The organism is Janthinobacterium sp. PSRC1-1 (assembly GCF_049897525.1).
Lineage (GTDB): Bacteria > Pseudomonadota > Gammaproteobacteria > Burkholderiales > Burkholderiaceae_D > Janthinobacterium > Janthinobacterium tructae.
Map to the genome: position 1 here is coordinate 246558 of NZ_JAFCWK010000002.1, position 18848 is coordinate 265405.

Below are 18848 nucleotides of genomic sequence, written 5' to 3' on the forward strand. Positions count from 1 at the left end.
ATCAGCACACCTGAAAGCGTGCCGGCCGGCAAGCCGCCAGCGCTGATGCTGGTTCTCCAGTGACAATTTCCCCGCTGGCCAGTTGGCCCACGATGGCCGCCAGCACCACGCCCGGATGCATCGCGCACACATATACGCCTCCGACCTGCGGCAAGTCGCCGATGACGGGCACGCCGTCAAGGGGCATGGGGCGCAGGCCGATGCAGGCGAATGCCGGCGCGATGGCGTCGGCGCCTTCAAGTTCTTCCCTGATCGCGCTGGCCGTGCGCTGCGCGATGGCGGCGGGCTGGTTGTCCGGGGCGTCGTCCACGTAATCTTCCGCTGCCAGCATGGTGCCATCCTCGGCTTGCCGCACTTCCATTGCATGGCTGGAAATGATGCCGCGCGCCAGGCCGGGTGGCGCCTGGTAGCGCAGGAAGATGGCGGGCGAGGCGTGGATCGGCAGGCTGGCACCCAGCTTTTCAGCCAGGCTGGCGGTGCCCGTGCCTGCCGCCAGCACGACCAGATCGGCCTCGATGAGACCCGTGGCCGTTGTCACGCCCGTCACCTTCGCGTCCTGGACCGTAAAACCCAGCACGGGCGTGTGCGTGCGGACCGTCGCACCGCGCGCCTGGGCCGCTGCCAGCAAGGCATGCGTGGCGGCAACGGCGTCGAGGGCGCCCTGCTCCGGTTCGTGGACGGCCTGTTGCGGCGGCTGCCGCAGCTGCGGTTCAAGCTGGGCGATGCGCGTGCGGTCAATCAAGATGGATTCGGGTGACACCCGCCCATCCTGCGTGCCATATGACAAGGCGCCGTGCCAGCGCAGCGTCAGGCCGGGTACTTGCTTTTCCAGCAGGCGCCAGGCGGCGATGGCGCCGCCGCGCAGGGCAGCAATCGGGTCCGGCCCGGCGCAGGACGTGTTTATCCACGCAAACGAGGTGCCCGTCACGCCGGAAGCGATACCGCCCGCCTCGACCACGGTGACTTGCGCGCCCCTGCTGGCCAGGTGGTAGGCGAGCGACGCGCCGACGATGCCGGCGCCGATGACGACGATGCGCTGGGGAGCTGTGCGACTCATCTGTGACGGCCTTGCTCAGCCGCCCGCAGCTCCAGCGCATACGCATGGCCATTGACGACCTTGCCTGCCACCATGGCGATATCGGGCACGGCCGCTTCCTGCACGAAACCGCAGCGCTCCAGCACACGGATCGACGCCGCATTGCCATCGATGGCGCACGCGCACAGGCGTTGCAGCTGCCACTCGTCTTGCGCCAGGGCGATCAGGTGGTGCAGCGCGGCCGTGGCCAGACCCTTGCCCGCCTGCTGTTCGCCGATGCGGTAGCCGACTTCGGCCACGCCTAGCTCCCGGTCGATGTCCTTGAGGTTGGCGCGCCCGATCAACTCTCCGTGTTCGCCCACGATGACGCAGGGGTGCATGCGGCCCTGTGCGTGCTGGTCCAGGAACTGGGCGACGTGCGCGTGGACGCCGTCAATGCTGTAAAAATCGTCGGGCCGCCGGTCGATATGGCGCTCGAACCAGGCCCGGTTGGCTTGTTCGAAGGCCAGCAAGGGCGCGGCGTCGTCGGGGCGCAGGGTGCGAATGGTGTGTGTGCTCATGCAGACTCCTGGAAAGGCATCAGTCTAGTGACACGCCGCCCGGCCCGTCAATCTTGATTCCATCAATCAATATAAAGTGACAACCGCTACAATGGCCGCCATGAACAACGACCTGTCCGCTCCTGACGCGGCGCGCCTCCTGGGCGTCAGCCTGCCCACCCTGTATTCGTATGTCAGCCGGGGCTTGCTGGCGTCCGTCAGCGACGGTGCATCGCGCCGCAAGCGCTATCCGCAGGAAGAGGTGCTGCGCCTGGCGGCGCGGAAAAGTGATGCCAAACGCGGTGGCCAGACGGCCGTGGCCGCCATGCACTGGGGCTTGCCCGTGCTGGAGACGCAGATTTCCCAGATTCTCGATGGCCGATTGCGGTATCGCGGCTGCGATGCGACGACATTGGCCGCGTCCGCGACGCTTGAGGCGGCCGCCAGCCTGCTGTGGGACGATGGCGCGGGCGACTATTTCCGGCAGGATGCACCTGTCCAGCAGCAGGAGCTGGTCCGCGCGCCCGATGCGCCGCCGCTGGCGCGCGCCATACTGGCCATGGCCATGCTGACGCCAGCGGACGGGCCGCACTCGCTGCAGTCCGGCCCCGCCTTGATGCGCCTGCTGGCCGCCGCCCTGCTGCAGACGGCGCCGTCCGCCCTGCCGCTGCACTTGCAACTGGCCCAGGCGTGGCAAGCCGACGCGCAGCAGACCGACTTGTTGCGCGCCGCACTCGTGCTGCTGGCCGACCATGAATTGAATACGTCGACCTTTGCCGTGCGCTGCGTGGCCTCGACGGGCGCCAGCCTGCCCGCCGCATTGGGCGCGGGCTTGGCAGCCTTGTCCGGTGACAAACACGGCGGCGGCAGTGCGGCGGCGCGGCGCATGTTGATGCAGGCGCTGGCCGCGCCAGACGCCAGGGATGCCAGGGCAGCCATCGGCAAGTATTACGCGGCCATCGCACCGGAATTCGCCGGCTTTGGCCACCCGCTGTATCCAGGCGGCGATCCGCGCGCCGCGTATCTGCTGGGAATCTTGTCAACGCTGTCGCCCGGGTATCCGCAGCTGGACGCCATCCTGGCCGTGTGCACGGCGGCAGGCGAACTGCTCGATGCGCGTCCGAATGCCGACCTGGCGCTGGCGGCCATGGAGCTGGCGTTTGACTGGCCCGAGGGCGCGGGCATGAGCGTATTTGCGCTGGCCCGCTCGGCCGGCTGGATCGCGCATGCCACCGAGCAAGCCGCCAGCGCGGCGCTGATCCGTCCGCGCGCCCGCTACATCGGACGCCACCAGCGCGACTGAAATAGCCGCTTGATTTATTACGCATACGTAGTAGTATACTCCGCATGCGTACCAATACCCCCACCCAAACCGACCTCACCGATGCCGCCGCCTGTCCGCTGGGTGAGCGTTCGCCGCGCCTGTTCAATCTGCTCAACCTGGCGCGCCAGAACCTGTTCCGCTCGGCCGACGCCGTGTTTAGCAGCGAACTGGGATTTTCCGGCACGCAAGTCGTCGCCCTGTTCGCCCTGAAGGGCGAGGAAGGCTGCCAACTCAAGGATCTGGGACGGTTGTTGCAACTGAAAAACTCGGCCGTGACGGGCCTGGTGGCGCGCATGGAAGAAAACGGCCTGATCGTGCGCGGCCAGTCGGCGCTCGATGCGCGCGCCGGCACCCTGCACCTGTCGCCCAGGGGCGGCGAGGTGCTGGCCGCCGCCCTGCCCCTGCTCGACAGCCTGAACGAACAACTGAAAGCCGGTTTCAGCGAGGAAGAACTGGCCGTCGTCGCCCGCTTCCTGCTGCACGCCTCGCGCCTGCGTTTTACGCAAGATCAAGCCAACCCACAGACAAAAGCTGGGGTCAGACCCTGAGGGTCTGACCCCGGTCATTGCCGTTGGGTCAAGCATTTTCATCCCCTTTTTTCTAACCCACAGGAGTTACCCCATGCACCCCAACGACATGACCGGCTTGCAACTGATGCAAGCTTTCGCGCAAGGCCTGTTTCCCCGGCCCGGCATTTCCAAGACCATGCCCATGGACGCGCATACGGTCGAACATGGCCGGGTCATCTTCACGGCGACGGCAAATGAAACGCACACCAATCCCATGGGCGGCGTGCACGGCGGTTTCGCCGCCACCGTGCTCGACACGGTCACGGGTTGCGCCACGCACACGGTCTTGCCGGCCGGCGAAAGCTACGGCACGACGGACCTGAACATCAAGATGTGCCGTCCCCTGCCCTTCAACGTGACGGTCTACGCCGAAGGCAAGGTCATCAATGCGGGACGCAACCTGGTCATTTCGGAAGGCACCATCCGCGATGAGGCCGGTAAAGTGTACGCGCACGCGACGGCCACCTGCATGATCATCCGCCCCCGGGAACAAGCGGCCGCCTGATACGGCCCGGCACCTCGCCCTGATCCGGGGCGGCGACGTTGACGCGCTGTATGCCGCCGCCCTGTATCGCCCTGTAGCAGTCGTTCGACTGATACAGCATGTGCCTGTACGTGGCGCCTTGTGCCTTGTCGCTGCCGTGCCGCCCTTCTAGACTGGGGCCTTCTCCACGCTGCGACTGCCTGCCATGACCGACCTCTTGCCCCTGATGAGCTATTGCTTTGTGATGTCCGCCACGCCCGGCCCGAATAACGTCATGCTGGCCACCACCGGCGCCAATTTCGGCTATCGCGGTGCGCTTCCGGTCATCCTCGGCATCCAGGCCGGCCTCTTTGTGCAGACCATGCTCATGTGCGTGGGGCTGGGCAGCGTGTTCGTCGCGTACCCGATGGCGCAGCAGCTACTGCGCATCGCGGGCGCGCTGTACCTGATGTTTTTGGCCTGGAAGCTGGCTGGCGCCTCGGTGGCGGGAAGCAGCGCACCGAAGGCCGTATCGTTGGCGCAGGCGGCGCTGTTTCAGGCGCTGAACCCCAAGAGCTGGCTCAAGGCGATCACCATGGCGTCCGTCTTCATGCCGGCGCACAGCAACATGCTCGCCAGCGCGCTGCTGGTGTCCGTGATCGGCACCGTGGTGGGCATGCCGTGCAACGCCATGTGGGCGCTGTTCGGCGTGTCGATCCGCAGCGTGCTGAAAGCACCCCGCAACCAGCGCATCTTCAATCTGGCGATGGGCAGCATCCTGCTGGTCCTCGCCGTGATGTTTTTACGTTAAACTTCCGCCATGTTCGCCATCGACCGCTCCTCCCCCATCGCCCTGTTCAAGCAGATCGAGGCCGCATTGCGCCTGCAGATCGCGCAACGCGTCCTGCCTGGCGGGACCAGGCTGCCGTCGATCCGCCAGCTCGCCACGCAACTCGCGGTCAGCACCAACACCGTGGTGGTGGCGTATGACAGGCTGGTGGCAGCCGGCGTCATCGATACGCACGGCACGACAGGCTTCTTCGTCTGCGCGCCAATCGACGCCAGCCGCGCCATTCCCGACGAGGTGGCGCTGGAAGCGGGCCAGGAGCAGGAACCAGTGTGGCTGAGCCAGCAAGTGAACGACCAGCGGCCGGGCGTGCTGCTGGCCAGCAGCGGCGCCTTGCCGCCCACCTGGCTGCACGATGCGCTGCCGGCGGCCGCCGTGCAACGCGGCCTGGCGCGCAGCGCGGCCGGCATGGCCTCGCGCTGTCCGCCGCAAGGGCTGGCCGAACTGCGCGAGCAGATCGCGATGCTGATGCGCGGCATCGGCATCGCTGCCGACGCCAGCCACATCCTCACCACGTTCGGCGGTACCCATGCCATCGATCTGATCTGCCGCACCTTCCTGCAGCCCGGCGATACGGTGCTGGTGGAAGACCCCGGATACTTCTTGATGTTCGGCAGGCTGCGCCAGGACGGCGTGCGCCTGGTACCCATCCAGCGCCGCCCCGATGGCCTCGACCTGGACGAACTGGAAGCGGCCTGCCGCGTGCACCGTCCGCGCCTGCTGTTCATGCAGACGGCGTTGCACAATCCCACCGGGTGGAGCAGCAGCGCCGCCAACCTGCACAAGGTGCTGATCATGGCGCAGCAGTATGGCTTCCTGATCGCCGAAGATGACGTGCACGGCCATTTCCAGCCGGGCCACAGCACGCGGCTGGCGTCGCTGTCCGGGCTGGACGGCGTGATTTACTACTCCAGCATGTGCAAGGCGCTGAGCCCGGCCCTGCGCATGGGCTACCTGGCCGCGGCGCCCGCCCTGCTCAAGCTGCTGATGCGCACCAAGATCCATTCCATCATGACCTTGCCTGCGCTGAACGAATACGTGTTGCTGGAAGTGCTCAAGGCCGGCAACCTGCGCAAGCACCTGGAGCGGCTGCAGCGCAAGATCATGGTGGCGCGCAACGCCAGCACGCGGCAACTGAGCGCGGCCGGCGTGCTGTTCGAGCAGCCCGGCGACGCCGGCATTTTCCTGTGGGGCAGCATGCCCGAAGGGCTGGACGTGGACTTGCTGGTGCAGGACGCCTACCGCAACAAGATCCTGCTGATGCGCGGCGCCGCGTTCTCGGCCAACGACACGCCCGACCAGCACATCCGCTTCAACGTCGCCTTCAGTCAGCATCCGCGCGTCAGCGCCTACCTGGAAGAACGCCTGCGCGCGGTGGCTGGCGCGCGCTCAAGCCTGGCCCGCGCCAGCGCCGCCGCCAGCATCGCGCGCAAGGATGCTTAACAGGATTGCTTTTGACGCCTTGCAAAACCACTCGCCTGCCTTCTTATTGCCAAAGAAGTAACAACACCATACACTGAAGCATTCAGGGCGTCCGTTATCGGCTGCGGATTCAATCGGTGGTCGTTCCGCAAAGGCTGCCGGCTGAGTTCGGCCAAAAGCAGACCTATTGCGAGGCTACGCCTTAACTCGTCATGTAGTCGTTACATCGCATTTTCATTGTTCGTTGTTCGACTTCAGAGATAATCATCAGCAACCCCAGATTCAGCATCCTCCAAACGTAGCAAGAAAGGATTCAATGCGCCGTCTCGTCACCTTAATTCCCCTGATGTTTTGCACGCCTATGGCCTTTGCTGCCGTACCAGTGAATATTCACGTTCCACCTAATGTGCAAGCGTGCACTCGTGCGCAACCATGTCCAGTTGCAATCCTTAGCCCAGGATATGGGCTTTCCGGTTCAGACTACTCATTCGTCACACGAAATCTCAACCGAATGGGTTACTTGGTTGTCGCGTTGCAAGATAGCTCTGGCGGCATAGAGTTAGATCGAGGCGCGCCGATTGCGAAGCAACTACAGGCGATGGCCCGCGTAGCTTCACGGTCGATCTCCACCGTGATCGACGGGACCGCAGTACGCTATCCTCAGTTCGATTGGCGACACTTGCTTCTCGTCGGGCACTCCCTTGGTGGCGACAGTTCGGCTCAGTTTGCCGCTGACAACCCGAGCCGCGTATCCAGCTTTATCAGCCTCGACAGCCGTCGGGTCGCATTGCCCCGCTCAGCTGGTATCCACGTCCTGACAATTCGTGCCAGTGACACCACTGCCGACCCCGGTGTACTGCCGAATAAGAAGGAGCGCGGCCACTACGGTACATGCGTGGTCCACATCAAAGGCTCGCGCCACAAGGATATGCAAGATGCTGGTAGTGAACAATTGAAGGCCAAAATTGTATCCGCTATCGATACTTTCCTCGCTCCAGCGCAGCACCCTAAATACGCTTGCGACCGAGACTCAAAACTCGAATAATGTTCAGGCGATCATTTTGATATTGCAAAGTCCGCTACGGGGCGGAATCTGCCGATGACGGCAACCGGCCAAAAGCGGACTTTCGAATCCTCCTATTCTCTACCGACCAATACGAATGAAAACTAGAAGACGTCTACTTGGGGCATTCGTGCTTGCGTTAATGGTCGCCGTCGGCCTGTGGTTACGGGACGAAGTGCGAATAGACAGTTGTTTGGACCGTGGTGGTAGGTGGGATAAAGAGCGACAGATGTGCGAAGGAGCTACAGAGTAGACCATAGCTTGAACATCCGTTTCGGGGCGGTACCTGGCAACGACGGTAGCCGGCCACAAGCGGCCCTTCGGGAATGATATAGTGGCAAGAATTGTGTGCAAGAAAGGAAGAGGCTGAAATGATTGATTATTGTCCGGTTTGCGGATACGGACCAACTCTTGGATACCCTTCAATTGAAGAATTGCGATGCTCGTACGAAATCTGCGATTGTTGCGGCTGTGAGTTTGGGTATGACGATAACGTAGAACCCTATGACCGATGGGTTTCAAAGGGAAGCCCTTGGTTTAACTCTACGGCTCGCCCCTTGAACTGGTCTCTTGAAGAACAGCTGTCTCGTACAATTCGACCATGGCCGCCAAAATCTGCAAGCCGCGCGACTTAGCGGCGGCAGCCGGCCAGAAGCAGACCTATTCACGCTTTCGCATATACTGCACTGAACGAAGTGCCCCGGGGGAAGATGATGACTGAGCATAATGCACGACGACTTGCCTTCGCGGGAGCGTCGTTGATCGCAAGTTTGATTTTGTTATGTGCGATGTTGAACTTCACTTTTCCGGGAGAGAGCATCTATAGAAATGGCTTTTGGGTCTGCTTAGGCCTACTTTTTCTTTACGTGCGAGCCGTGCCGAAAAAAAATTTGGGTTCCCGATTGATTGGTTCGACTCAACCGCTCTTGCGCTCCCGGCGATGACAGCATGCGGCCAGAAGCAGTCATTCCCAAGCAGCCTAAAATGCTTAGCGATGTAAAGTACCGCGCTGTTGCCGAGCAGTATCTGCTTCAGCTAGTACAACAGAGGGGAGAAGAGCTAGTGCTAATGCCTTCTCGATTCGAGACATCAGTTACTTTCGCTTAGTGTTGCAAGCTGCCAGTCGCATCAGGCAGCAGCTAGCCCAAAGCGGAACTGCCCAGATCGGGTAAGAATTCGACAACAGGACGTTATTACGATGAATCAGTATTTTGGGACGGTATTAGCGGTCATAGTGACAAGTGCGCTCTATGGGTGCTCAGCATCTCAATCGGAAGCGGCGCCTTTCGCTGTTGCTAATGGGGCACCTTGGGCCGCTAACGTAACTCAAGCAGTGCAGTACACATTCCCTGACGCAGAAAAATCACGCCTCCCCTTACCGAGCGATATTCGCGTGGCATGGGACCAAATTTCTCATCGAGGCGATATGAGATGGGATTGTCGTGCAGTGCCAAGCGGTAAATTCGTCATGAATTCCCTGTGTGCGAACGAGCCCAAGGTCGACTCACGGTGGCCCGGGACAGCGCCCCCCCCGGGTTGGGACGGAATGGTTCATTTAGACTAATCCAAAGCAGCGAAGTTGATTTTATGTTAATTATGTGGCGGACGGACGGATTGGATGAACGCCTTGGCGAACACCCGTAATGGAGCGGAACCTACCAACGACGGCAAGCGGCCAGAAGCGGACACTGAAAAAAATAGGGTTTATAGACGTGGATACGACCAATGATTAGTTTGGTAGTGGAGATAGAGCGCGTTGTTGACGACCACTTTCCGGTATGGGTAGGATGCGTGCTTACCGATGCTGACGGCGTACGACATGAATTCGTCGAAAAAGAACCCGTCATAAGAACGGGGGAACGAATGTCTCGGAGCCATTACCCCCACCCCGGGCACATCGGCTGCGTCATTGAAGAGGAAAGGATTGATGAACTGGGACGAAGCCTGGTACGGGTGAGCACTGAGAAGCCTTGGTCCATAGAATCGGTAACTGGAGAGACCAAGTTCACGGTGTTGAAAGAACAAATCTTTCCGGGTTAAGTTGGGCCGCGAGCGGCCACTTCCGGTCATTCATGAAATGGAGATAGCGATGTCCTGCGTGTTGAGCGTGTCCGGTGAGCATCTTGATATCGATGCTCTGCTTCAAAGGCAAAATTTAATCCCCATCGTTACTTGGTGAAAGGGAGAAGAGCGATTTTTGAAGGGCCGATTCCATACTGATTCAGGTGCTAACTTCGATGTTAGTGATGCCGAAATTGAAGATTTTGCACGTCAAATCATCGATGCTGAGTTGTATCTGGCGACGAATTACAACGCAATTTCCATACTTGTGTCGGCTGCAGGTGTCGCGAACGCAACATTAGATTTTTCAGTTTCGACACGGCCAGGATTTGTAACTCAAACCAGCTATTTTTCGTCTACGTTCGTGCAGCATGTTGCTGAGCTAGGACTGGGGCTAGCAGTCTCGCATTACCCGACGCAAGACGATATCGAGGAAAATATCTAGAAATTATGAGTGTCGGCTTTGGGGCGAAAACAGACATACTAGGCCATGGTGCGAGCATCAGGCTGTCCATCCTGTTCGCTGCCAGACCGATGCCGGCAAGGCGCTGTCGTGCGCCTCAGCCCGCCGCCTTCTTCTTCCCCTTCAACAAACTCCCGGCCGCATTTTCTTCAAAACGCCCCGCCTCTTCTATATAGCCATGCACGGTGCCGTCGTGGCGCCAGCCGCCCTGGCGCTTGATGGCCTGGAAATCGGCGCCCGCGCGGTGGGCGCTGGTGGCCATGCCGCGGCGCAGGCTGTGGCTCGACAATTCCGGCACGTAATCGAGCGCCGCCAGCCTGGCGCAGCTTGCCAGGATGGTGTTGATGCTGCTGGCGTGCAATCCCTTCGCTCCCACATGGCCCCACTGGTTGACGGTGCGCAAGAGCGGCCCCGTGCGGATATGCGCCACGCCCAGCCAGGCGCGCAGGGCTGTTGCCGGGCAGCAGACGCCGTCACCGAACGGGATCGCCTTGACGATGCCCTCCCCCAGTTGATCCGTTTTCGAACGCGGCAAGGTGATCACCATGCCCTGCGGCTCCCAGCTCACGTCTTCCAGTGTCAATCCCGCCAGTTCGCTGCGGCGGAAACCGCCAAAAAATCCCAGTTGCAGCAAGGCGCTGTCGCGCAAGGCCTTGACGCTGCCCAGCGCGGCCAGTCTGGACACGATCAGCTCCAGGTCCTCCAATGGCAGGGCCTTGGCCTTCTTTTTCGGCTTGCCGTGCAGGCGGCCGATGCCGGCCAGGGTCTTGCGCACGGTGGGCGTGGACGCGGGGTCGGCAAAGCCCTGGTACACATGCCATTGCGACAGCGCCGTCAGGCGCAGGGCCAGGGTGCGCGCGTTCAGGCTGTCCGCATACGCCATCAGGTAACGGATGATGGTCGACTCGTCGGCGGGCAGCGCCCCGCCCCAGGCCTGGAAGTGGCGGATGGCGGAACGGTAGGTGCGGCGCGTGTTGTCCGAGGTGGCGGCGGCGAGAAACGCCTGGTGGCGCGCGGCCAGTTCGGCATCGATCAGGGCGCCGTGTAACGGTGCAACGGCGATGGTGGTGTTTTTCGGCACGGCAAGACGGCGTTTCTGGAGGGGCAAATCGGGCATGGCGGTGGCGAAATCGCGGTTTTGTACTGGGAGACACACAGAATACCATGCCAAACACCCCCATAACACGCGATAAGCGATCTTATCGTGACTTATATTCTTCAAAAATCATTGAAATTTATATCGTAATATTATGCGATATTACGTATCATGTAATACGTTACTAAATTTCGCTCATAGGTGGTTTCATGGCCCGCACCGGCATTTTGTACTCTGATGTTATGAAAGCAGCCCAAATCGTCGCTGCCGATGGGCGCAATCCCACGGTCGACAGCGTGCGTGAAGCGCTGGGCAGCACGGGCAGCAAGAGCACCATCGCTCCCCTGTTAAAACGCTGGAAGGAAGAATTTCAGGGTGCGGGCGCCGTGAAAACGGAGTCCGGCTTGCCGGCCGAGCTGATGGAAGCGATGCGCGGCGTGTATGACAAGCAGCAGCGCGATGTGGCGCAGCAGCTGGAAACGGGCATGCAGCAGAATCGCGCCGAACTCGACGCGGCGCTGGACAAGCTGAAAAAGACGGAGACGGATCGGCTAAAACTGACGGAGGCGCGCGCCGCCCTCACCCAGGAATTGCGCGCCACGCAGCACGCGCTGGCACAACTGAAGGAAGAACATCATTTTCGCGCCGTCACGCTGGCCACCTTGCACAGCGACAACGCGGGCCTGACGCAGCGTCTGGCCGACCGGGGCGAGGAAATCGCCGCCCTGAATCGCCAGCTGGCGCAGGTGCGTTCGCAGTTCGACCATTACCAGGAAGCGGCCGCCGCCCAGCGCAGCGAGGAACGCGCGCAGGCGCAACAACGGATCAGCCGGCTGGAACAGGACAACGCCCAGTTGCAGCAGCGCCTGCAAGGCCAGCAAGCGACTCTGGTACAGCAAGACATGCGCCTGGCGCAGCTGCAGGCGGAGCAAACACGCTTATCGAGCGAAGCGGCCGCCGACCGCGACGCGCTGGCCACCGTGCGCCCCGAGCGCGACCAGTTCGAATTTCAGTATCTGCAGGCGGCCGCGTCCGCCGACGCCCTGCTGGCCAAGCTCGATACGGCCCTGCTGGCGCTGAACGACGCCAAGGTGGCGCTGGCCGCGCAAGACCGCCAGCTCGACATGCTGGCGGAACATGGGCAAATAGCGCAGCAGAAAATGGACGCATTGGCGCAGGAGCGCGATGGCTTGCTGCGCGACCATGCCGGCATGGCGGCCAGGCTGGCCCTGCTCATGGATAGCCAGGAGAAACGCGATGTTTGAACCCGTCTACATGGTCCGGGATTGATATGATGGCCTGAGGACGGGCTACAGGCGGCGATTCAGCACGCTGTCGATGTCGTGGGTGGTCAGTTCAAGGTTCACCACGCCGTCTTGCAGCCAGTAGCCATCGCCTCCCCGTTGCAGTGCATCCATGTCGAGCGTGCCCAGCGCTGGCGCGATGGCGCCGGCGAGCAAGGCCGCCACGTCGTCCCATGCCGCATACAACAGCTTCAGATACCAGCCGTCGTCGTGGGCAAAGGCGAGAAAGCGGCCGCGCAAGGCCGGCAGCGGCGTCAGCGCGCCACGGTGGCCGAGCAGCGCGGCCACCTCCGCATCGCTGGGGGCCGGCGGCGCGCCCCGGTAATCGGCCCAGGCATGGCTGCCGCAGGCATACATATCTTCATGCGCCAGGGCCGCCAGTTGCTGCCGCGCTACCGTCTGGCATGCGGCAGGTTTCCTGGCCGTGCCGGCGCCGCCCTTGCGCAGCACGATGCCGTCCGCGTCCTGGAGCGCGGGGATCACATCCTTCAATTCGATGCCGGAAGCGACAATCATGCGCGTCACCGGGTCGTGCCAGATATACAGATAATGTCTCAAGTGTTCGTCCGCTTTGGTTTCGGTGTCGTATTCAACGCCACGGCGGCGCGGATCAGCGCCTTGATTGCGGCGGTATCGAAGTGCTCGCCCTCTCCCGTCGCCAGCTTGACGCTGCGCGTGGTCGCGTCAAGGTACGGACGGCGAGCATAACCGTCCATATTAGCAGAAGGAGAATGTTTAGTTGTCACCCTCTAAATGCCCAAGGGAATAGCTTCTTAAGATGAAATTCACCTTGCCTGCGTAGCATTCAGCTTGGCAAGGCTCTCATTGTGCAGCGCCTGCCATTTTCCGGCAGAACCATGAATGACATCGCTTTAAGCTTGCGCCACGGCGCCGCCGTGCTACCCGCAGTGCTACCACACCGCGCCAGTGGCCACCGCCTGAAAGCGGCGCTGGGCGCCCTGTTCTTTCCCCGCCAGCGCACGCGCTGGCAAGCTTTCCTGGACAGCATGCCCGGCTTGAGCTCGCTGGCGCAGCTGCATCCTTGCCTGCGCTTCAAGATTTACCGTCCGTACGCCTCGCGCCAGCTGGGTTGCGCGGATCGCCTGGCCTTGCTGGAAGGGCATTACCGCTTCTTGTGGCAGGCCGGGGCGCGCACGCTGGTCGAGCGCGCCGCGCGCCAGCCCGTGGTGCTGGCCGCGTTCGAAGGCAAGGATGGGGCGCTGTACCGTTTGCAGCTGACGGCCATCCACGACAGCTACCGCGAGGGCGAACTGTGCCTGCGCCTGACGCGCGACGGCCAGCCCCTGTACCTGGCCAGTTTTTTGTTCCTGCCGCGCGCCGACGGCGTCTCCTTGCAGCTGGGCGCGCTGCAAGGCTTGCGCTCGGAGGCGGGCAAGCTGGCCGTCAAGGAAGCCACGCGGGCGCTGCACGGTTGCCGTCCGAAAAACCTGATGGTGGCGGCCCTGCGCGACTTCGGCGACTTTTTTGCCTGCAATAACCTGTTTTTGATCAGCAATGACAACCGCATCGCCCTGAATGCGCGCAGGCGACGCCATATCGCCGCCGACTACGATCAGGCGTGGCAGGAATTGCACGCCCTGCGCATGCGCGACGGTAATTATCACTTGCCTTGCCTGCCCTACCGGGCACCCGACCTGGCCGAGGTGCCGTCGAAGAAACGCGCCGATGCGCGCCGGCGTGGCGAATTGCTGCTCAGCATGTCCGCCGACATGCGCGCGCAGCTGGCGGCCATGCTCACCGCGTCATCTTGCCAAAACGGCCATCTTGTCAATGAAACTGTTATGCTGTATTCCCATCAATCACTTACCTGACGGAATCGACGATGCTCCCCCGCTTGCACACCCTGCTGCTACCCATGCTGTCCCTGTCCAGCGCCGCCGCCCTGGCCGCCCCCACTCTCGATGCCGCCGTGCGTGAGCGGGCAGAAACATTGGTGCGTGACGGCAAGCATGCGAGCCTGGTCATCGCCGTGATCGACGGCAAGGACAGCGCCGTGTACGGCTTCGGCCGCGTGCGGCCTGGCGACAAGGGCGTGCCCGATGCCGATACCGTGTATGAAATCGGCTCCGTGACGAAAACCATGACGGGCTTGCTGCTGGCCGACGCCATCGTGGCAGGCAAGGCGCAGCTGGATCAGCCAGTGGCCGAACTGCTGCCCGCCTACGCCATCCCCGCGCTGGCGGGTCAGAAAATTACGGTAGGCCAACTGGCCACGCACTTTTCCGGCTTGCCCCGCCTGCCCGCCAACCTGGCGCCGGCGGACATGCGCAATCCCTACGCCGACTATGCCGAAGGCCAGCTGCGCGCCTTTTTGGCCGGCCATACCTTGGTGCGCGCGCCCGGCGCCGCGTATGAATACTCGAACCTGGCGTATGGCCTGCTGGGCACGGCATTGGCCACGCAGGCAAACATGTCCTACGAGGAACTGCTGCAAGCGCGCATTTTCCGTCCGCTGGCCATGGCCAGCAGCTCGGCAGTGACGACGCCCGCCCTGCGCGCGCGCCTCGCGCCGGGCCACGTGGCCGACGGCAAGCCGGCCGAGAACTGGGACTTCCAGGCCATCGCGGGGGCCGGCGCCGTGCGTTCCAGCGCGCGCGACATGATTGCCTACATGCAATCATACATGCAGGCGACCCGTCCCGCGCAGCAACTGGCCGTGCAGCCGCGCCAGGTACTGGCCGGCGAAGGCGATGGCGATGGCGTGAAAAAGATCGGCCTGGCGTGGATGCTCGACCAGGTCAAGGGCCAGCCTTTTGCCTGGCATAACGGGCAGACGGGCGGCTATGCCAGCTTTGCCGGCTACACGCTGGACGGCAAGCGGGGCGTGGTGGTGCTGAGCAGCACGGCACGCGACGTCGATGCGCTGGGCGTGGGCGTGCTGCTGCCCGGCAGCCTGCCGCCGCCGAATGCCCCGGCGCCGAAGGAAATCGCCATCGCCGCCGCCGAACTGGCCCAATATGCGGGCCAGTATGCGCTGGCGCCCACGTTTGTCCTCAGCGTGCGCCAGGGTCCGGACGGCTTGCTGGTGGGCGCCACGGGCCAGGGCGAAGCGCCCGTGTACGCCAGCGCGAAAGACACCTTCTTTTACAAGGTGGTCGAAGCGCAACTGGTATTCCAGCGCGACGCCCAGGGCGCCATCACGGGCGTCGTCCTGCACCAGAACGGCCAGGCGCTGCCGGGCAAGCGAAAACCTTAGCAAAGCGGTAAAAGTGCCATAAAACTCAGGCGGCCTTCATGTTGGCGCCGTATCCTTCCCAGGGCACGCCAGCCACCTTATCCAGGCGCCGACGTGCATTCGGCCCACCCTGGACAAGGTTCCCATGACACCCACTTTCGCCCTCCTCCCCCTTTGCCTCATCGGCACCGCTGCCCTGGCCGCGCCCGTCCTCGACGACGCCGTGCGCCAGCGCGCGGAAGCGCTCACGCGCACGGGCATGCACGCCAGCATCGTCATTGCCGTCATCGACGGCAAGCACAGCACCGTCTACGGTTTTGGCAGCGTGCAGCCAGGCAAGAACATCAAACCGGGCGCCGACACCGTCTACCAGATCGGTTCCGTCACCAAAACCATGACGGCCTTGCTGCTGGCCGATGCCGTCGCCGAGAACAAGGTCAAACTTGACGAGCCGGTAGCCACTTTATTGCCGGGCTATACGCTGCCCGCCTTCGACGGCAAGACGATCAGCCTGCTCGACCTGGCCACGCACTATTCTTCGCTGCCGCGCCTGCCCGACAACTTCGCGCCGAAAGACCCGGCCAATCCGTATGCCGACTATACGCAAGCGAAGCAGCGGCAGTTTCTCGCCGCCTACCGCCTGCCCCGCGCGCCCGGCAGCGCCTTCGACTATTCGAACATCGGCTATGCCGTGCTGGGCACGGCCCTGGCGGCGCAGGCCGGCAGCAGCTATGAAGCGCTGCTGCAAAAGCGCATCGCCGTGCCGCTGGGCATGCGCTCGACCTCGAACACGCCCAGCCACGGCATGCTGGCGCGCCTGGCGCCCGGCCATTTGCTGTCGGGCGAGCCCACACCGGCCTGGGAGTTGAACGTGGTGGCGCCGGCCGGCGGCGTGTATTCGAGCGCGCGCGACATGGTTGCCTACCTGCAAGCGTATATGTTCAAGCCGCTGCGCCCGTATGCGCTGGCGATCCAGCCGCAGCGGCCGGTTACGCCGGACGGCGCAACGAAAATCGGCCTGGCCTGGCTGCTGGAGCAGCGACAGGGACAAAGCTACGCCTGGCACAGCGGCCAGACGGGCGGCTACAGCAGCTATGCGGCGTTCACGACGGACGGCAAGCGGGGCGTGGTGGTGTTGACGAACACGGCGCGCGACGTCGACGCCCTGGGCTTGTCGACCCTGCTGCCCGGCACGCCCTTGCCGCCGCTGAAAAAGCCGCAAACGACCATCGAGTTGCCGCGCGCCGCCTTGAACGAGTATGTGGGCGAGTATCCAATGGGCACCGATTTCACCTTGACGGTGACCCTGGGCAAGCAGGGCCTGGAAGCGGCCGGCACGGGCGTCGGCTCGGCGCCCCTGTTTGCCAGCGCGAAAGACCAATTCTTTTTCCGCGCCATCGACGCGGAACTGGCGTTTACGCGCGATGCGGCGGGCAAGATCGTCAGCGCCGTGCTCACGCAAGGCGGACAGGACGTGGTCTTGCCGCGCAAGCAGTAGCGTTCAGGCGGCCGGGTCTTGCATGAATTGCTCGACCCGGGCGACAAACGCCGCCTTGCTGCGCGTGCGAAACTCGCCCAGGAAGGCGTCGCTGCCCTGGACGATCTTGCCGTGGCGGTCGTATTCCACCTTGGCCATCTCCAGCACGAATTCTCCTTGCGGATCGTCTTCCGGCTCGAAGTGCGAGTTGAAGCAGTAGCCGCTGTCGCGGCAATGGCCCCACAGCAATAGCGCGCTGCTGAACCATTCCATGGTATCCGGGCCAGGTTCCACCTCGAACAGGGTGTTGACGGTGATGTGCCAGCCGCCCGGTACGCGCAGCGGCTGCAAGGGATAGGGAAAGCGTTGCTGGCTCATGTGGAAGTCGGCATGCGGCGGGTGGCGTAAAAACCGAGGAATTCGGCCGCCGGCAGCGCCTTGGCAAACAGCCAGCCCTGGCCGAATTCGACCTTGCGTTCACGCAAATAGTCGGCTTGCTGCTGCGTTTCGATGCCTTCGGCCACGATCAGCATGTTCAGGGTGCGCGCCATGGCGATGATGTGCGGCGTGACGCTGCTGGTGGCCGCGTCCGTGCCGATGGTATCGACGAAGGACTTGTCGATTTTCAGGGCGTCGAGCGGCAGGTTTTGCAGGCTCGACAGGCTCGAATAACCGGTGCCGAAGTCGTCGATGGCCACGGCATGGCCCCGTGCGCGGGCCTTTTCAATGGTGGCGCGCGCCGCCTCCACGTTGATGAAACCGCGCTCCGTCGCTTCCAGCCAGATCTGCTGCGCCTCGATGCCGGTGCCGGCCAGGGCACGTTCGAGCACGTCGAGCACCCGGCCCGTCTCGATGTCGCTGGCGCACAGGTTGATGGCGATGTGCAGCGCGCTGTCAGCCACCAGCGCGGCGCGCATGTCGGCGATGACGCAAGCGATCACCTGATCGGTGATAGGCAGGATGAGTTCGCTTTCCTCGGCCACGGGGATGAACAGGTCGGGCCGTACCATGCTGCCGTCGGGACGGCGCCAGCGTATCAGCGCCTCGGCGCCCACGCACACGCCCGTGTCGAGCGCGATAATCGGTTGATAATGGACAAAGAATTCGCGCCGCTCGATGGCGATCTTGAGTTCGCCCATCAGCGACAGGCGCCGGCGCGACAGCCACACGACGATGCCGACGATGAAGGCGGCCATCAGCAGGCCCAGCGGCAAGAGCAGCAACTGTTCGCGCCGCAGCCTGTCGTTGAGCTTGCTGCGCGGCTCGATCATCACGGCCGTCAAGCCATCGCGGTACAGCAGCGCATGGATGCTGTCCTCGTGCGTCAGCTTGCCCTTCGCCCCCGTGCCGGCAAGCAAGGCCTGCACTTGCGCGGGGTCCGGATGGTGCAAGGTGTCGAGCACGCTATTCTTGCCGATGGCCACGGCCATCTGGATATCGCTGTCGACGATGAGGTCGGAAAAGCGCACGGGATCGATCAGCACTTTATACGCGCGGTAGGATAGGCCCACCATGCGCTTGCCGCCGCTGACGACGGGGTGCAGGTTGAAATCGAGACCCATGCCGTCGGCCATGATGAAATCGGCGGGCGTGACGGCGATGCGCTCGTCCTCCATGCCCATGGAAGTGCATTTGAGCAAGCCGTTTTCCACATAGCCGATATCGTCGATGCTGCGCGTGGTGATGGTGATGCGGCGCAGCTGCTGGATATGCGCTTCCGAGCATGGCGCCAGGTCCAGCGCATCGGCGCTGCGCAGGGCCATGCTGGCCGTGGCGATGGTACGGTGGGCGCGCTCGAGCGCGTAGGCGGCGAACAGGCGCAGGCGTTCCTGCTCGCCCAGCTCGGCGCGCGCAGACGACAGGTGAAAGGCCAGGCTCAGGGGAGCGACCACGCCGATGACGGCGACCAGCACGCTGATAATGATGATGCGTTTCCTGCGCATAGCGCCTCTCCGATGAACTGTTGTTATACGAATGCCATGTATTTC

At 62.9% G+C, this 18848-nt stretch carries 18 protein-coding genes; 11 read left to right on the forward strand and 7 right to left on the reverse strand.

Annotation, left to right across the window (positions count from 1 at the left end; all coding sequences use genetic code 11):
* Position 1: 1 nt before the first annotated feature.
* Both ACP7DW_RS04720 and ACP7DW_RS04725 read right to left on the reverse strand, forming a co-directional pair.
* Positions 2-1057, reverse strand: a complete 1056-nt coding sequence (locus tag ACP7DW_RS04720; RefSeq protein ID WP_426054111.1) for an NAD(P)/FAD-dependent oxidoreductase — start codon at positions 1055-1057, stop codon at positions 2-4.
* Positions 1054-1596 carry a GNAT family N-acetyltransferase gene (locus ACP7DW_RS04725; RefSeq protein WP_426054112.1) on the reverse strand — a complete coding sequence of 181 codons (543 nt, stop codon included), beginning with the start codon at positions 1594-1596 and terminating at the stop codon, positions 1054-1056. The genes ACP7DW_RS04720 and ACP7DW_RS04725 overlap by 4 nt, the downstream gene beginning before the upstream one ends.
* 76 nt (positions 1597-1672) lie before the next feature.
* Here ACP7DW_RS04725 and ACP7DW_RS04730 point away from each other — a divergent pair, with 76 nt between their 5' ends.
* The 7 genes from ACP7DW_RS04730 to ACP7DW_RS04760 all read left to right on the forward strand — a co-directional run bounded on the left by ACP7DW_RS04730 (position 1673) and on the right by ACP7DW_RS04760 (position 9769).
* The gene (locus ACP7DW_RS04730; protein WP_426054113.1) at positions 1673-2878 is read left to right on the forward strand and encodes a citrate synthase; all 1206 of its coding nucleotides are present in this window, start codon (positions 1673-1675) and stop codon (positions 2876-2878) included.
* A gap of 44 nt (positions 2879-2922) precedes the next feature.
* Entirely contained in the window at positions 2923-3447 is a 525-nt protein-coding gene (locus ACP7DW_RS04735) for a MarR family winged helix-turn-helix transcriptional regulator (protein ID WP_426054114.1), read from the forward strand.
* Between the two features lie 73 nt (positions 3448-3520).
* Positions 3521-3973, forward strand: a complete 453-nt coding sequence (locus ACP7DW_RS04740) for a PaaI family thioesterase (RefSeq protein WP_034748275.1) — start codon at positions 3521-3523, stop codon at positions 3971-3973.
* A gap of 184 nt (positions 3974-4157) precedes the next feature.
* Positions 4158-4742 carry a LysE family translocator gene (locus ACP7DW_RS04745; RefSeq protein WP_426054115.1) on the forward strand — a complete coding sequence of 195 codons (585 nt, stop codon included), beginning with the start codon at positions 4158-4160 and terminating at the stop codon, positions 4740-4742.
* A 9-nt stretch (positions 4743-4751) separates the two neighbouring features.
* Positions 4752-6221 carry a PLP-dependent aminotransferase family protein gene (locus ACP7DW_RS04750; RefSeq protein WP_426054116.1) on the forward strand — a complete coding sequence of 490 codons (1470 nt, stop codon included), beginning with the start codon at positions 4752-4754 and terminating at the stop codon, positions 6219-6221.
* A 295-nt stretch (positions 6222-6516) separates the two neighbouring features.
* A complete protein-coding gene (locus ACP7DW_RS04755; protein ID WP_426054117.1) occupies positions 6517-7245 on the forward strand; it encodes an alpha/beta fold hydrolase in 729 nt (242 codons plus the stop codon).
* 2215 nt (positions 7246-9460) lie between these two features.
* Entirely contained in the window at positions 9461-9769 is a 309-nt protein-coding gene (locus ACP7DW_RS04760; RefSeq protein ID WP_426054118.1) for a hypothetical protein, read from the forward strand.
* A 115-nt stretch (positions 9770-9884) separates the two neighbouring features.
* Here the strand turns inward: ACP7DW_RS04760 and ACP7DW_RS04765 are convergent, their stop codons facing one another.
* Positions 9885-10904 (reverse strand): tyrosine-type recombinase/integrase, encoded by a 1020-nt coding sequence (locus tag ACP7DW_RS04765; RefSeq protein ID WP_426085191.1) that lies wholly within the window; start codon positions 10902-10904, stop codon positions 9885-9887.
* A 221-nt stretch (positions 10905-11125) separates the two neighbouring features.
* Here ACP7DW_RS04765 and ACP7DW_RS04770 point away from each other — a divergent pair, with 221 nt between their 5' ends.
* Entirely contained in the window at positions 11126-12148 is a 1023-nt protein-coding gene (locus ACP7DW_RS04770; protein ID WP_426054120.1) for a DNA-binding protein, read from the forward strand.
* 45 nt (positions 12149-12193) lie between these two features.
* Here the strand turns inward: ACP7DW_RS04770 and ACP7DW_RS04775 are convergent, their stop codons facing one another.
* Together ACP7DW_RS04775 and ACP7DW_RS04780 are read right to left on the reverse strand one after the other, a co-directional pair.
* On the reverse strand, positions 12194-12745 hold the full coding sequence (locus ACP7DW_RS04775; protein WP_426054121.1) for a hypothetical protein: 552 nt from the start codon (positions 12743-12745) through the stop codon (positions 12194-12196).
* Positions 12742-12903 carry a hypothetical protein gene (locus ACP7DW_RS04780; protein WP_426054122.1) on the reverse strand — a complete coding sequence of 54 codons (162 nt, stop codon included), beginning with the start codon at positions 12901-12903 and terminating at the stop codon, positions 12742-12744. Before ACP7DW_RS04780 ends, ACP7DW_RS04775 begins: the two co-directional genes overlap by 4 nt.
* 141 nt (positions 12904-13044) lie before the next feature.
* Between ACP7DW_RS04780 and ACP7DW_RS04785 the strand changes: the two genes are divergently transcribed.
* From ACP7DW_RS04785 to ACP7DW_RS04795, 3 genes are all read left to right on the forward strand, one after another.
* The gene (locus ACP7DW_RS04785) at positions 13045-14019 is read left to right on the forward strand and encodes a VirK/YbjX family protein (protein ID WP_426054123.1); all 975 of its coding nucleotides are present in this window, start codon (positions 13045-13047) and stop codon (positions 14017-14019) included.
* An 11-nt stretch (positions 14020-14030) separates the two neighbouring features.
* A complete protein-coding gene (locus ACP7DW_RS04790; protein ID WP_426054124.1) occupies positions 14031-15404 on the forward strand; it encodes a serine hydrolase in 1374 nt (457 codons plus the stop codon).
* Positions 15405-15528: 124 nt separating this feature from the next.
* Positions 15529-16881, forward strand: coding sequence for a serine hydrolase (locus ACP7DW_RS04795; RefSeq protein ID WP_426054125.1), 1353 nt, complete (start codon positions 15529-15531; stop codon positions 16879-16881).
* A 3-nt stretch (positions 16882-16884) separates the two neighbouring features.
* Here the strand turns inward: ACP7DW_RS04795 and ACP7DW_RS04800 are convergent, their stop codons facing one another.
* Both ACP7DW_RS04800 and ACP7DW_RS04805 read right to left on the reverse strand, forming a co-directional pair.
* The gene (locus tag ACP7DW_RS04800) at positions 16885-17238 is read right to left on the reverse strand and encodes a hypothetical protein (protein ID WP_426054126.1); all 354 of its coding nucleotides are present in this window, start codon (positions 17236-17238) and stop codon (positions 16885-16887) included.
* Complete coding sequence (locus ACP7DW_RS04805) at positions 17235-18803, reverse strand: EAL domain-containing protein (RefSeq protein ID WP_426054127.1); 1569 nt, start codon at positions 18801-18803, stop codon at positions 17235-17237. The genes ACP7DW_RS04800 and ACP7DW_RS04805 overlap by 4 nt, the downstream gene beginning before the upstream one ends.
* Between the last annotated feature and the right edge of the window lie 45 nt (positions 18804-18848).

Bases quoted from the DNA above. Each gene is read 5' to 3' on its own strand.
- ACP7DW_RS04720 (WP_426054111.1), bottom strand. From the start codon at position 1,057: ATGAGTCGCACAGCTCCCCAGCGCATCGTCGTCATCGGCGCCGGCATC.
- ACP7DW_RS04725 (WP_426054112.1), bottom strand. From the start codon at position 1,596: ATGAGCACACACACCATTCGCACCCTGCGCCCCGACGACGCCGCGCCC.
- ACP7DW_RS04735 (WP_426054114.1), top strand. From the start codon at position 2,923: ATGCGTACCAATACCCCCACCCAAACCGACCTCACCGATGCCGCCGCC.
- ACP7DW_RS04740 (WP_034748275.1), top strand. From the start codon at position 3,521: ATGCACCCCAACGACATGACCGGCTTGCAACTGATGCAAGCTTTCGCG.
- ACP7DW_RS04745 (WP_426054115.1), top strand. From the start codon at position 4,158: ATGACCGACCTCTTGCCCCTGATGAGCTATTGCTTTGTGATGTCCGCC.
- ACP7DW_RS04750 (WP_426054116.1), top strand. From the start codon at position 4,752: ATGTTCGCCATCGACCGCTCCTCCCCCATCGCCCTGTTCAAGCAGATC.
- ACP7DW_RS04755 (WP_426054117.1), top strand. From the start codon at position 6,517: ATGCGCCGTCTCGTCACCTTAATTCCCCTGATGTTTTGCACGCCTATG.
- ACP7DW_RS04765 (WP_426085191.1), bottom strand. From the start codon at position 10,904: ATGCCCGATTTGCCCCTCCAGAAACGCCGTCTTGCCGTGCCGAAAAAC.
- ACP7DW_RS04770 (WP_426054120.1), top strand. From the start codon at position 11,126: ATGAAAGCAGCCCAAATCGTCGCTGCCGATGGGCGCAATCCCACGGTC.
- ACP7DW_RS04780 (WP_426054122.1), bottom strand. From the start codon at position 12,903: ATGGACGGTTATGCTCGCCGTCCGTACCTTGACGCGACCACGCGCAGC.
- ACP7DW_RS04785 (WP_426054123.1), top strand. From the start codon at position 13,045: ATGAATGACATCGCTTTAAGCTTGCGCCACGGCGCCGCCGTGCTACCC.
- ACP7DW_RS04790 (WP_426054124.1), top strand. From the start codon at position 14,031: ATGCTCCCCCGCTTGCACACCCTGCTGCTACCCATGCTGTCCCTGTCC.
- ACP7DW_RS04795 (WP_426054125.1), top strand. From the start codon at position 15,529: ATGACACCCACTTTCGCCCTCCTCCCCCTTTGCCTCATCGGCACCGCT.
- ACP7DW_RS04800 (WP_426054126.1), bottom strand. From the start codon at position 17,238: ATGAGCCAGCAACGCTTTCCCTATCCCTTGCAGCCGCTGCGCGTACCG.
- ACP7DW_RS04805 (WP_426054127.1), bottom strand. From the start codon at position 18,803: ATGCGCAGGAAACGCATCATCATTATCAGCGTGCTGGTCGCCGTCATC.